Annotated in this window: 10 protein-coding genes and 1 riboswitch; of the genes, 6 read left to right on the forward strand and 4 right to left on the reverse strand. The window is 75.5% G+C overall.

Annotation, left to right across the window (positions count from 1 at the left end):
* Nucleotides 1-96: 96 nt before the first annotated feature.
* A riboswitch (TPP riboswitch) is annotated at nucleotides 97-244 on the forward strand.
* From ABZW10_RS06295 to ABZW10_RS06310, 4 genes are all read left to right on the forward strand, one after another.
* Entirely contained in the window at nucleotides 238-1,704 is a 1,467-nt protein-coding gene (locus ABZW10_RS06295) for a cytosine permease (RefSeq protein ID WP_355360743.1), read from the forward strand. It overlaps the preceding riboswitch by 7 nt.
* A gap of 107 nt (nucleotides 1,705-1,811) precedes the next feature.
* Complete coding sequence (locus tag ABZW10_RS06300) at nucleotides 1,812-2,660, forward strand: glycerophosphodiester phosphodiesterase family protein (protein ID WP_355360745.1); 849 nt, start codon at nucleotides 1,812-1,814, stop codon at nucleotides 2,658-2,660.
* A 321-nt stretch (nucleotides 2,661-2,981) separates the two neighbouring features.
* Nucleotides 2,982-3,626: an ATP-binding protein gene (locus ABZW10_RS06305; RefSeq protein ID WP_355360748.1), complete on the forward strand. Its 645-nt coding sequence runs from the start codon at nucleotides 2,982-2,984 to the stop codon at nucleotides 3,624-3,626.
* Between the two features lie 124 nt (nucleotides 3,627-3,750).
* On the forward strand, nucleotides 3,751-4,737 hold the full coding sequence (locus ABZW10_RS06310) for a DUF5926 family protein (RefSeq protein WP_355360751.1): 987 nt from the start codon (nucleotides 3,751-3,753) through the stop codon (nucleotides 4,735-4,737).
* 248 nt (nucleotides 4,738-4,985) lie between these two features.
* Here ABZW10_RS06310 and ABZW10_RS06315 read toward each other — a convergent pair whose 3' ends face one another.
* Nucleotides 4,986-5,642 (reverse strand): bifunctional DNA primase/polymerase, encoded by a 657-nt coding sequence (locus tag ABZW10_RS06315; RefSeq protein WP_355360754.1) that lies wholly within the window; start codon nucleotides 5,640-5,642, stop codon nucleotides 4,986-4,988.
* A gap of 735 nt (nucleotides 5,643-6,377) precedes the next feature.
* Between ABZW10_RS06315 and ABZW10_RS06320 the strand changes: the two genes are divergently transcribed.
* Entirely contained in the window at nucleotides 6,378-7,940 is a 1,563-nt protein-coding gene (locus tag ABZW10_RS06320) for a GAF domain-containing SpoIIE family protein phosphatase (protein WP_355360757.1), read from the forward strand.
* A gap of 142 nt (nucleotides 7,941-8,082) precedes the next feature.
* The gene (locus ABZW10_RS06325; protein WP_355360760.1) at nucleotides 8,083-9,582 is read left to right on the forward strand and encodes an aminopeptidase P family protein; all 1,500 of its coding nucleotides are present in this window, start codon (nucleotides 8,083-8,085) and stop codon (nucleotides 9,580-9,582) included.
* 74 nt (nucleotides 9,583-9,656) lie between these two features.
* Here ABZW10_RS06325 and ABZW10_RS06330 read toward each other — a convergent pair whose 3' ends face one another.
* The 3 genes from ABZW10_RS06330 to ABZW10_RS06340 all read right to left on the reverse strand — a co-directional run bounded on the left by ABZW10_RS06330 (nucleotide 9,657) and on the right by ABZW10_RS06340 (nucleotide 13,283).
* Nucleotides 9,657-11,138 (reverse strand): hypothetical protein, encoded by a 1,482-nt coding sequence (locus ABZW10_RS06330; RefSeq protein ID WP_355360763.1) that lies wholly within the window; start codon nucleotides 11,136-11,138, stop codon nucleotides 9,657-9,659.
* Nucleotides 11,135-11,821 carry a SigE family RNA polymerase sigma factor gene (locus tag ABZW10_RS06335; RefSeq protein WP_355360766.1) on the reverse strand — a complete coding sequence of 229 codons (687 nt, stop codon included), beginning with the start codon at nucleotides 11,819-11,821 and terminating at the stop codon, nucleotides 11,135-11,137. The genes ABZW10_RS06330 and ABZW10_RS06335 overlap by 4 nt, the downstream gene beginning before the upstream one ends.
* Before the next feature lie 118 nt (nucleotides 11,822-11,939).
* Nucleotides 11,940-13,283 (reverse strand): hypothetical protein, encoded by a 1,344-nt coding sequence (locus ABZW10_RS06340; RefSeq protein WP_355360769.1) that lies wholly within the window; start codon nucleotides 13,281-13,283, stop codon nucleotides 11,940-11,942.
* Between the last annotated feature and the right edge of the window lie 61 nt (nucleotides 13,284-13,344).

The raw sequence follows: 13,344 nt of genomic DNA on the forward strand, positions 1-13,344 counted from the left end.
ATAAGAATCCTTAGCCGGGCCAGACGGCCGCCGAAGCGCCGTACCCGACACGACCCGTCTTGGCGTTCCCCCCGACGGCGACTAGCCTGTCGCTCCGAACTGACACGCGGGAGCTTGGACCGACCAGGCTGAGAGTGCGCCGGTCGACCGTACGCCACGGAGCTCGTGGGCGGCTGTCGAGGGGGCGCAGACCGCCGGAACCTGTCCGGGTAATGCCGGCGTAGGGAGAAATCGGCCATGCCGTCCGCTTCGTCATCCTCGTCCTCCGGCGCGCCCGCGTCCCGGAACGTCCCCCCGCCGCAGGACGCCGCGGCCACCGCCCCCGGTTCCCCCGACGGGGACACCGCGCGGACGGCCACCGCCGTCCTGGAGCCCCCGGCCCGCACCGAGGCGCCGCTGGTGCTGGACACCGAGCCGCCCCGCACCCTCGGCTTCCGCGACCACTTCGCGCTCTGGATGAACCTCGGCGTCTCGCTGATCGGCTTCACCACCGCCGCGACCGTGCTCGGCGCCGAGGGCGAGGAGCTGTCGCTGGCCGCCGCGGTGACCGCGATCGTGGCCGGCACCGTGGTCGGCACCGCGATGCTCGGCGTGGCCGCGCTGATCGGCGCGCGGACCGGCGCGCCCGCCATGGCGAACCTGCGCGGCCTGTTCGGCACCCGGCTGTCCTACGTGCCGACGGTGCTCAACATCGTCCAGTGCATCGGCTGGGGCGTCTACGAGCTGCTGACGATCGCGCTCGGCGCGCAGACCGTGACCGGCACCGAGGGCTACCGCTGGGTCTTCGTGGTGCTGGCCGGCGCGCTGACCACCGCGCTGACCATCTGGCCGCTCGGCGCCATCGCGGTGCTGCGCCGCTTCGTCGCCGCCGCGGTGGCGGTCGCGATGGTGTACTTCACCGTCCAGCTCGGCCGGCACGGCGTGCCGGACCCGGGTGCCGGCAACTGGCACGGCTTCCTGCGGGCGACGGACTCGATGATCGCGGTGTCGATCTCCTTCGTACCGCTCGCCGCCGACTACACCCGGCACTCGCGCACCCCGCGCTCGGCGTTCTGGGGCAGCTTCTCCGGCTACACGATGGCGCAGGTCTGGTGCTACGTACTCGGGCTGATGGCGCTGCTGCAGGCGGACGGGAACCCGGAGCGGATCTTCGACTCCTTCCTGGGCGTCTGGGCCGGCTGGCTGTTCCTGCTGGTGCTGGTGCTGCGCGAGACCGACCAGTCCTTCGCCAACGTGTACTCGACCGCGATGTCGATCCACAACCTGCTGCCGAAGGTCGACCGCCGGGTGCTGACGGGCGGCACCGGTGTGCTGATCACCGTGCTCGCGCTGCAGATCACCGCGTTCACCGACTCCTACTACGCCTTCCTGGGGCTGATCGGCTCGGTCTTCGTGCCGATGTTCGCGGTGCTGGCGGTCGACTACTTCCTCGGCGCCGGGCGGCGCGGCTGGGACCTCTCCGCCGACGCGCCGTCCCGCTGGCTGATGCTGCTGCCGTGGGCGCTGGGCTTCGCCACCTACCAGCTGATCGCGCCGACCGCGGTGGCCGGCTGGTGGACGGACCTCTGGACCTCCGCGCAGGAGGCGCTGCACTTCACCCCGCAGGAGTGGACCTCGGCCTCGCTGTTCGGCTTCCTGGTGCCGGCCCTGGCCACCTGGGCGCTCACCCCGCTCACCCGGGCCCGGGGCGCCGTCGCGCGCTGACCCGCTCCGCAGCCGCGGGCGCGGAGGCGGAGGCGGAGGCGAAGACGGCCCCCCGGGTTGGGACCGTCTTCGCCTCCGCTTCACTTGCGCGGCCTATCGTGTAGGGCGTGACCAGCCCTGATGTCTCGCCCGTGACGGCCCGCACCGCACCGCCCGTCCAGGTGATCGCCCACCGCGGTTCCTCGTACGCCCTTCCCGAGCACACCCTCGCCGCCTACCGCCAGGCGCTCACCGAGGGGGCGGACGCCCTGGAGTGCGACGTGCGGGTGACCGCCGACGGGCAGCTGGTCTGCGTGCACGACCGGCGGATCGGCCGGGTCTCGGACGGCCGGGGCACGGTGTCCGCGATGACCCTGGCCGAGCTGGAGGCGCACGACTTCGGCGCCTGGAAGACCGGCCGGCCGAGCGAGGACCCGGAGCTGCGCGGGGTGCTGCGGCTGGAGAGCCTGCTGGAGCTGGTGGTGGACTGCGGACGTCCGGTGGACCTCGCGATCGAGACCAAGCACCCGGTGCGGTTCCGCGGCCGGGTGGAGTCCGAGCTGCTGCGGGTGCTGGACCGGTTCGGGATCGGCGGCGCGGGCGGTGGCGCGGGCGATGGCGGCGCGGGCGGCCACGGCGTCAACGCCCGGATCATGAGCTTCTCCTCGCTCGCGCTGGCCCGGGTGGCGGCGGCCGCGCCGCAGTACCCGCGGGTGTTCCTGTTCGAGCGCGGCCTGGTGCTGCGCGGACGGCTGCGCCCGGGCGCGCCGCTGCCGGGCGGGGCGCGGATCGCCGGTCCCGGCATCGAGCTGGTGCGGGCCCGGCCGGGGCTGGTGACCAGGCTGCGCGAGCTGGGCCACCAGGTGCACGTGTGGACCGTGGACGAGCCGGCCGACGTCGAGCTCTGCCTGGAGCTCGGGGTGTCGGCGATCATCACCAACCGCCCGGCGGAGGTCCTGGCCCAGCTCGGCCGCTGAGCCCGGACACCGGAGCCGTCGCCCGGAGCCGTCGCCGGACCCGCCGGCGGACCCGGTGGTAATCGCGGGGTACGTGGTACCGCTGTGGTGAACCGTTCAACCACCATCGGCCGTTGATCGGCTTGGTAGGGACTCAAACCTTTCGGCGACGATTTCTGCCGCAATTCATACAGTTTCACGACGCAGGGTGAGCGTCGAATCACCTCTCGCGCACCGACAGTGGACGGCCGTCAAATGTGCGCGAGGGATCGCCGCACGGTCGTTTCCGACGTATTGCCAAGGGGCATCCATCCCTCGGCATACGCTGAAGGAGGTCCGGGGGTGGCGTTGATGGTGGCGCGTGAAGTGCCGACTTCATCGACCATGGCAGTGCCGCACGGCCCAGCGAGTGTCGGGGTCGCACGGCGCCGGCTGCGTCGAGATCTGGGAGACCGCGAGATACCGGAACCGGTCATTGATGATGCGGTTCTGATCCTTTCCGAACTTTTGAGCAACGCTTGTCGCTACGCCCGACCGTTGGGCCCGCTGCCCGCGCTCGGCCGGGGCGCCCGCTCCGGGGCCGTCGAACCGCTGTTGGTCGGCGGACCGGCCCGGACCGGCGGGAGCAGCAAGCAGGCCGCCGCGGCGGGCGAGGCCGGCGAGGACGCCGGCGGCGTCCTGGTGCGCTGGCAGATGCACGCCGACGGCGTGCTCACCCTGGAGGTCACCGACGGCGGGGCGCAGACCCGGCCGTCGCCGTCCAGCCCCTCGCTGACCTCGCACGGCGGCCGCGGGCTGAGCATCGTGGACCAGCTGGCCAGCGACTGGGGCGTGCGCGACGCCCCCGGCGAGGTGACCGTGTGGGCGGCGCTGCCGGCCCGCGCCCGGCACGCCCGGCGGACCGGCGGCGGACACCACGCCGACGGACACCACGGTGGTGGGCAGCACGGCGGTGGGCACCCCGGCAACGGCCGCCACACCGGCTGACCGGCCGCGCACCGGACCGGCGGGCGCGGGCCGGGCCGCCCGCGCCCCGGCGCACGCCACGCGCCCGGGGAACGTCAGTAGGCTGCCGGGAGCACAACACCACCGTTCCCGGGAGAGCCGCACCATGGGCAAGAAGGCCGCCAAGAAGGCGCCGCAGCGCACCCAGTCCACCCCTGCCGTCACGGGCGAGATCCCCGTGGTCGGAGCCCGCGAGGACTGCCCCTGCGGCTCGGGCCGCCGCTACAAGGCCTGCCACGGCCGCGAGGCCTCGCACGCCGTCCAGGAGCTGGTGCACCGCCCGTTCGAGGGCCTGCCGGGCGAGGCGGACTGGGTGGCGCTGCGCGAGCTGGTGCCCGCCGCCACCGTGCCGCTGACGCTGGCCGCCGGGGTGGCCGGGGACGCCGCCGGCGAGGTGCCGTCGGTCACCCTGGCCACCGTGCTGCCGCTGGCCTGGCCCGCGCTGCGCCGCCAGGACGGCTCGATCCTGCTGGGCCTGCAGACCCAGTCGTCGTCCGGCGACCTGAGCCGTGACCTCGCGGACGCCCTGGAGCTGGCGCTGGCCACCGAGCCGGGCACCCCGGTGCCGGCCCGCCGGACCGTGCCGGGCGGCCGCCGCCTGCAGGACCTGCTGGACGGCACCGCCGCCTTCGAGCCGACCGTGCACACCGGCTTCGAGTTCTGGCTGGAGGACGCCGAGACCGCCACCGGCGAGGTGGCCGCCTCGCTGGAGCGCGCCAACGCCTCGGCGATCCCCACCGAGAAGCTCGCCGGCGTCGACGCCGCCTACTGGTGCGGCACCCCGGACAAGAACCACCTGCGCTGGGTGATGACCGTCCCGGAGGAGCAGCTGCTGGACGCGCTGGCCCGGCTGACCGCCGCCGAGCAGTCCGCGATCGGCCCGGACACCCGCCTGGTCGGCTCCTTCCGGGCGCACGGCCTGACCGTGCCGGTCTGGGACCTGCCGATCGAGATGACCGCGGCCGACTGCGAGAAGCCGGCCGCGGAGTTCGCCGAGCGCCTCGCCGCGACGCTCGCCGACCCGGCCCCGCTCACCGCCGACGAGCGGCGGGCCCGGGCGAACCTGGTGAACCGTCAGGTCACCCTGAACTAAAGGCGGGACGCAACGCCGGGACACACCCGGCGGATCGGCGTGATACGCGTCACATTGTCGCCCGCAACCCGCAATTTCCGGGCTGCGAGGGCGTCTTGGAAATTGGCGCGGGCGCGGATCCTTGTTACTGTCTAAAGAGTCCGGTCGCTGGTGCATCCCCCGTCGCCAGCGGCCGGATCTTTTGTTTTCCGAACGCCCCACGCCGGGGCCGGTCGGCCGTGCCCGATCAGTACGCCGACGACGGATCGTCAGTATGCCGAGCGGCCGCTGTCCAGCTGGACCGCCGCCGCCACCAACTCGCCCAGCAGCGGCTCGACCTGCGGCAGCCAGACCTCGCCGTCGGCACCCCGGCCGGGCGGCAGCACCCAGCGCACCCGGTCGCCGTCCCCGCCGCCGGGCGGCAGCGGCAGGAAGCCGCCGACCCCGTGGTAGCGCAACGATCCGGGCACCCAGGGGAGTTGGACGAGCATCTCGCCGAGCGCGTCCAGCGAGTAGGGGGCGACCAGCATCGCGTAGCGGCCGGGCATCGCCAGCACCGGGCCGAGCCGCAGCCGCAGCGCCGCCAGGTAGGCGAGCGCGCGGGCACCGGCCGCCGCCGGGAGGCTGACCGCGCAGACCGTCCGCCCGGTCGCCACCAGCACCGGGGCGTCCGGGCAGCGCCGCTCCCACCACCAGCGCACCATCCGGGCGTCGGTGGTGGCCGCGAGCAGCGGCGGGTCGTGCGGGTGGGCGCCCGGCACCGGGCAGTCCGGGTCGCCGCAGGAGCAGTGTCCGTCGGCGAGCAGGACGGCGCCGGGGACGACGGGCCAGCGGTGCCCGCCGGCCGCCGTCAGGGCCCCGGCCAGCCGGGCCGCCCGGGCCGCCGACCGGCCCCTCGGGTCGTCGCGCAGTGGGTTGTCACGCATTGGCACCCGTTCCTTTCCGTGACCGCTCGGTGGCTCCGCCCGCGGTCGCCGGACCGGCCGCCGCCGCGCGTCCGGGGACGCCGGACCGGCCCGCGAAACCGGACGGAGGGAACCGGCCGGGAGCCGGGTCGGAACGGACCGGGGGCCGGGCCGGGGCCGGGCTGCGGGCGGGGCGTACGGCGGAACGGACGGCGGTGCGACAACGGCGCGGGCCTGGAGCACGCGGTGGAGCACGATGTGAAAGGGCCGTGGAATAGAACAGCCCTTGGAACGAGAATCCCGTATGCGACCGGATGGACGCCGCCCGGCCGCGGTTGGTTCCACCGTACGAGTGAGTCGCTTCCGGCCGACCCGGCCGGCCGGCGCCAGGGGCATACGATCCGGACGGCCGCCGGTGCCGTCCCCCCGGTTCTGCCCGTTCGCCGACCGCTCCATGCCCGACGGGCGGCCGGGGCACCGTGTCCCGCCGGACTGCGGCGCAGTCGACCGGCGCGCGCCGAACGGAACGCGCCCCCGGCCGGGCCGCTCCGGCGCGGAACGGGCCATCTGCCTTGTCATGGCTCTGGACATGCCCCGAATGGCCTGTGTAGAAGTGGTGGCATTGCTGTCGATCAATGACGAGTAGTAGCGAATCGAGGCGAAACGCGCCCTTTTGGCCGTGCTCGCTCCTAACGGCCGTACCTGGGGGTTCCGCATGATCCGCGTGACACGCACCACCGCGTCAGGAGTGGCGGCATGACCGAGTCCCACCCACCGTCGACGTCCTCCGAGCCGGCCGACCCCGGCGGCACCAGCGGGCTCTCCGTGCTCGATCCGCCGGGCTTCCACGAGCCGGCCGCGCCCGCCGGACAGTCCGCCGGCCGGCCGGACGGGCCGCAGCAGGGACAGCCGGACGGCGCAGCGCCCGGTGAGCTGCCGGGCGGCGGCGAGGGCGCGAGCCGCGCTGCGGGCGCCCCCGGCGCATCCGACGGCGCACGGCCCGCCGCCTCCGCCACCCGCGTGCAGGACCGTTTGGCCGGACGCCTGTCCGAACTCACCAGCCTGCACGAGCACACCGCGCGGCTCGCCCGCGCCCGCGGCCTGTCCGCCGCCCTGGACGCGGTGCTCGCCTCCGGCGCCGCGCTGCTCGGCGCCGGCCGCGCCCTGCTGGTCACCGCGCTGCCCGGCGGCGGCCCCAGCCAGCCGGTCGGCCTCGGACTGGACCGCGCCAGCCTCGGCGCGCTGGAGACCGTCCCGACCGACCAGAGCCTGCTCGCCCGGCTGCTGCGCGAGCACGACCGGCCCGTCGAGCTGCAGTCGCACGACCTCGCCGGCGATCCCGCGATCGGCGCCCGGCTGCGCGAACTGGCCGGCCACCTCGGCCTCGGCGGCTGCTACGGCCTGCCGCTCGCCACCGAGGAGGACGGCCCGCTGGCCGCCGTGCTCTGGTTCTACGACCGGCCCGCCGCCCCGACCGAGCGCCAGCGCGAACTGGCCCGCCGCTACTGCGAGGTGGCCGCCCCGCTGCTGGCCAAGCAGCTCGACGCGGAGAAGGTCCGGCGCACCACCGAGGCGCTGCGCCGCGGCCTGCTGCCCGACCACCTCCCCCAGCCGGCCGGCCTGCGGCTGGCCGCCCGGCTCGTCCCGGCCGGCCTGGACCGCTCCTGCGGCAGCGACTGGTACGACGCCATCCCGCTGCCGGACGGCACGGTCGGCCTCACCGTCGGCTCGGTGTCCGGCGACGGCCCGGGCGCCGGACCGGGCTCCGCCCCCGGCGCGGCCGCCGCGATGGGCCGGGTGCGGGCCGCGCTGCGGGCGTACGCGGTGCTGGAGGGCGAGGACCCGGTGTCCGTCCTGGGCGACCTCGAACTGCTGCTGAAGACCACCGAGCCGGCCCGCACCGCGACCGCCGTCTACGCCTGGGTGGAGCCGGAGGGACGGCGGGTCACCCTGGCCGGGGCCGGACACTGCCCGCCGGTGCTGGTCACCCGGTACGGCGCCGAGTTCGTGGAGACCTCGCTCTCCGCGCCGCTGGGCGTGCTCTCCTGCTGGGAGGCGCCCGGCGTCGAGTTCACCGCCGAGCGCGGCGACACGCTGCTGCTCTGCACCGAGGGACTGGCCCGCCGCTTCGGCCCGACCTTGCACGCCGGGCAGGCCAATCTGCGCCGGGCCGCCGCCGACGCCCCGCGCGACGTGCGGAGCGACCCCGACCGGCTCTGTGCCCACCTGGTGGCGGTCGCGGCGGAGCAGGAGGCGGCCGGCGCCGGGGGCGTCCCGGCCAACGACGACCTGACGCTGCTCGCCGCGCGCTTCGAGTAGCCCGGCCCGGCCGGTTCGAACGGACCCGGCGAAGGCCCGAACGGGTGAGCGGCCGGGCGTCCGTACCATGGACGCACGGCCGCCCACCTGTGTCGCGATCCGACACGCCCCGGGCGGCACCACGCGCAAGGAGGCGACGTACGTGACCGAGGACCGCACCCCCGCGGTGGCCGAGAACCCCGAGGCCGTCGGCGGCGACGAGGAGCCGCAGCAGTACAAGGGCCGCAAGAACGGCCTCTACTCCAAGGTCTCCGACGAGCTGGCCGCCTCGATGAAGTCCGGCTGGGCCGACACCGAGCTGCACGGCCTGGCCCCGGTCCCGCAGGCCCCGTACGCCGCCGAGCGCCGCGCCAAGCTGTCCGCCGCCTTCCCCGGCGAGCGTCTGGTCGTCCCGGCGGGCACCCTCAAGGTCCGCTCCAACGACTGCGACTACGCCTTCCGCGCCGCCAGCGAGTACGTGCACCTCACCGGTGACCAGACCGAGGACGCCGTCCTGGTCGCCGAGCCCGCCGGCGACACCGGCCACACCTTCCACCTCTACCTGCTGCCCCGCTCCGACCGCGAGAACGGCGAGTTCTGGCTCGACGGCTACGGCGAGCTGTGGGTCGGCCGCCGGCACAGCCTCACCGAGCAGGAGCAGCTGCTCGGCCTGCCGGTCCGCGACGTCCGCAAGGCCGCCGACGAGCTGGCCGAGCGCGCCGCGGACGGCGTGCCGACCCGGATCGTGCGCGGCTACGACGCCGGCCTGGAGGCCGCGCTCGACGCCGCCCTGGACGCCGGCAAGGACGCCGAGTTCAAGGAGTTCCTGAGCGGCCTGCGGCTGGTCAAGGACGAGTGGGAGATCGGCGAGCTGCGCGCCGCCTGCGCCGCCACCGTCAAGGGCTTCACCGACTGCGTGCGCGAGCTCGGCCAGGCCGTCGCCACCTCCGAGCGCTGGATCGAGGGCACCTTCTGGCGCCGCGCCCGGGTCGAGGGCAACGACGTCGGCTACGGCTCGATCTGCGCCGCCGGCCCGCACGCCACCACCCTGCACTGGGTGCGCAACGACGGCGAGGTCCGCCCCGGCGAGCTGCTGCTGCTCGACGCCGGCGTGGAGACCAGCACCCTCTACACCGCCGACGTCACCCGCACCCTGCCGATCAACGGCCGCTTCGACGAGCTGCAGCGGAAGATCTACGACGCGGTGCACGACGCGCAGGAGGCCGGCATCGCGGCCGTGAAGCCGGGCGCCCGGTTCCGCGACTTCCACGACGCCTCGCAGCGGGTGCTCGCCGAGCGACTGCTCGCCTGGGGCCTGCTGGACGGCTCGGTGTACGACGTGGAGAAGGTCCTGGAACTGGGCCTGCAGCGCCGCTGGACCCTGCACGGCACCGGCCACATGCTCGGCCTGGACGTCCACGACTGCGCCCACTCGCGCACCGAGGAGCACGTCGACGCGCTGCTGGTGCCCGGCATGGTGCTCACCGTCGAGCCCGGCCTCTACTTCCAGCAGGACGACCTGACCGTCCCGGAGGAGTACCGCGGCATCGGCGTCCGGATCGAGGACGACATCCTGGTCACCGCCGACGGCAACGAGAACCTCTCGGCCGGCCTGCCGCGCCGCGCCGAGGACGTCGAGGCGTGGATGGCCTCGCTGGCCTGAGCCGGCGGGCAGCGCGCCCGAGCCGCCGGCGGTCCGGCCCCCGAGCAGTGGGGGCCGGACCGCCGGCGGCGTTTTCAGGGGAGGGGCGCGGTGAGGAGGTTGAACCCCGGGTAGACCACCACCGGTGCGGCGTCCTGACCGTCCCCCTTGGCCCCCAGCAGCACGGCGAAGTCGTTCATGCCCTCGGGCCGCCAGTCGTCCGGCACGCTGAACTGGAACGTGAAGGCCGTCGACTCGCGCGGCTTCACCAGCCGCTCCAGCAGGGTGGTGTCGACCATCAGCTGTCCGTTCCCGTCCAACGCGGCCGGCAGGGTGCGCAACCCCTCGACGCCGGAGCCGTACCGGGCCTGGACCACGATCTTGGCCGCGTCCTTCCCGTTCAGCCGGACGGTCGGGACCACCGAGGCCAGCGGCGCCGCCCCCGGATTGCGGACGGTCATCGTGACCACGCCGAGCGCCGTCTTCTCGACGTTGATCGCCGGTGCCTTCCGGGCGCTGGCGGGGGCCCTGCTCAGCCGCAGCGCCGTCAGCGTCGACGCCTCCTCGGCCCGCTTCGCGGTCGGCAGCACGGCCAGGGCCTGGAGCAACAGCGTCCCCTCCGCGCTGTCGATCGCCGGGTCCAGCCGGTAGCGGACCGTTTGGACGGCCCCCGGGGCCAGCGCGAACGCCACCGGATCGCCCGAGGTCAGGTAGGCGCCCGTCGCCTCGGTCAGCGGGACCTCCGTCCAGGTGCCGCCCGCGTCCTCGCGCTGCAGCCGGCCGCGCACCGTGCGGTCGGTGCCGACCGGGTCGGCGAGCGCCCGGACCGCCACCACCGGTGCCACCGCCTCGTAGGACTCCTGGGTGGTGTTGCGCCAGCTCACCGAGAAGGTCACCAGCTCGCCGCCGGCGATCGCCTCCGCCCCCGCCAGGCCGTCGAAGCCCACCTCGATGCCCTGGGACGGGCGGGCCACCCCGGTACCGGCCGTGCCCGGAGCGGGCGCGGCCCCGGACGGTGCCCCGGGTGCCGCGGCGGACTGCTCCGGGGAGCGCGCCGACCCGCCGCCCGTCCCGCCCCCGCCGCCGGCGGTCCCGCCCCGGCCCGGGGCGGACCCCTGCCCCGCGGCGGGGTCCGGGGAGTCCTGCGGGGAGCCCCCGGGCGGCGCCCCGGCCGGGACGCCGAGCGCGTCGGAGGGCTGCGCGGTCGGCGACAGCGGGTCCGTGCCCCCGGACGGGTCCGGACTGGCGCTCATCGTCGCCGCCGGGGCGTCGCCGCGCCGGTCGGCGCGCGTGTCGGTGGGGATGGTGAGCACGCCGATGAGCGTCGCCGCGGCCAGCCCCATCAGCGGCAGGCCCATCAGGTAGGCGGGCCGGCGCCGCATCCGGGGACCCTTCGGCGGGTCGGCCGGACGCAGGTCCTGGGTGGTGATCCGGGCGGCGCGGGCCGCCATCGCCTCCCGGAGCAGATACTCCACCGGGGAGTCGCCGCCGGGACCGGTCCCGCGGCCGGCGCCGTTCTCCCCGCCGGCCCCGCCGCCGCGCTCCGCGCCCACCGTGGGGCGCCGGTAGTCGCTCATCGGGCGTTCTCCAGCTTCTTCTCCAGGGCGTCCAGGGCCCGACTCGCGGTGGACTTCACCGTGCCGCGGGACACCGCGAGGATCTCCGCGATCTCCGACTCCGACAGGTCGGACCAGTAGCGCAGCACCAGGACCTCGCGCTGGCGCGGGGTCAGCTCCTGCATGGCCACCAGCACCCGGCGGTGCTCGTCGTTCAGGACGGCGTGGTCCTCCGCCGACGGCGCGTCCGCCTCGTGGGGCGGTACGTACTCGCGCGCGGTGCGGCGGCGGCGCAGCACCGACCGGGCGCCGTTGACCACGGCGGTGCGCAGGTAGGCCAGCGCGTTGTCCAGATCGTCCAGCTGCTCTCCGTGCCGCTGGTAGAGCTTGGCGAAAGCTTCCTGCACGACGTCCTCGGCCTGGTCCTGATGGTCGACCAGCAGCACCGCGAGGCGGACCAGGCTGAGCCGGTGGGTGAGATAGAGGTCGGTCAGCGTCGGCCCGGCCTCGCGGGAGCGGCCGCCGCCGGGCAGCAGGCGGAACCCGGCGCGGCGCCGGCCGGCCGACTGCGCGGCGACCGGCACGTCGAGCACCTCGCCCGGGTCCTGCACCTCCCGGGCGCCGAACAGCAGCGTCACCAGCCCGCGCAGGGTGGCCCCGCGCCCCTGGGCGGCCCGTGAGGCCGGCCCGATGGCCATGGACATCCGTCTTCGCTTTCCCCCCGACGGCGGTCCGGTTCCACCCCGGTGCGTCAGGACATCGTCATCGGTCGCCCCGGCCCGTCCGGGCCCGGTCGGATCGTCGTCGGCGAGCGGCCGGCCGTCAGGAGGACAGGCGCACGTGCGCCCTGCGGGTCGGCAGGGCCTGGCCGTCGACGCTGTGACCGACCGTCAGGTCGATGCCCATCCAGGCCAGCCATCCGGTCGGCACGGCGATCCGGAAGCGGTAGACGGTGCTCTCCCCCGGGCCGAGCACCCGGGAGAGCCCGGCGGTGTCCAGCGGGACCGGGCCCCCGGCGCCCGCGGTGGCCTGGAGGCGGCGCCACTCGCCGTCCACCAGCACCTCGGTGATCAGGGCCTCCGGCCCCGGGCCCTGTCCGGTGGCCTGGGTGCGCGGGTCGGGCACCGCCAGGGCGGGTGCGACGGTGTGGCTGGCGAAGCCGTCCACATTGGTCAGTTCCACCCGCACCTCGGAGGGGACCCGGCCCATCGCCGCGTCCGTCGGCCTGGTCACCGACAGCTGGACCGGCTGGGCCACCGTCACCTGCAACCGGGCCTCCGTACCGCCGACCCGCACCGCCCTGGCGCCGCGGCCGATCCAGCCCTCGGCCGAGATCGGCAGCCGGCCCGCCATGCCGCCGGAGGCCAGGGTCAGCCGGTAGCGGACCGTCCGGCGCTCCCCGGGGTCGAGCGCGAAGGTGCCCTGCTGGGGGCCGGTGCCCACGCCGACCTGGTCCAGCTTGACCTCGCGCCACTCGTCGAGGTCCTTGCGGTCCAGCATGCCCTTGGCCGTCGTACCCGGGCGGGCGACGGCGGCCGGGTAGTCGTACGGGAGCACCCGCACCACCGGGACGACCTCGTCGTAGCGCATCGGGGTGGTGTTGGTCCAGGTCACCTCGAAGTCGACGTAGCTGCCGTCGGCGCGGGCCTCCCAGGTGCCGCCGAGCGGGCGGATCGCGACGTCGACCTGCTCGCCGACCGCGAGGGGCGGCACCTCCGGCCAGACCGGGGAGCCGCCGGGCTTGGGCAGCGCCCCGCCGCCCGGGGCGGACGGGGTGGCGGACGGCGTGGAGGACGGGCCCGGAGTGGCCGTGAGGACCGTCGTGGCGTCGGCCGGGAGTCCGTCCGCGTACCCGGCCGGGACCAGCACCGGTGCGAACACCGGTGCGGACCCCTCGGCCACCGGCGCGGCCAGCGCCGACCTCATCGAGGCCCCCGACGGCGCCACCCCCGTCGGCACCGGACCCGTCGGCGCCACCCCCGTCGGCACCGGGCCCGTCGCGACCGCTCCGGCCGGCAGCACCTCCACCGGAACCGGCCGCACCGCCCGGACCGGGCCGGCGCCCGCGCCGCTCTCGGCGGGGAGCAGCGCGTAACCGGCCGCCCCGGCGACGACGGCCGCCAGCGGAACGGTCCTGACGAGACGCCGGACAGTGGACGGGCGCATGGTGGGTTCCCCGTGGTAGTCGGACTCTGCCTCTGCGGCGAGGCCCGGCACCGGCGCGGTG

The organism is Kitasatospora sp. NPDC004723 (genome assembly GCF_040609255.1).
In the GTDB taxonomy this organism is placed as follows: Bacteria; Actinomycetota; Actinomycetes; order Streptomycetales; family Streptomycetaceae; genus Kitasatospora.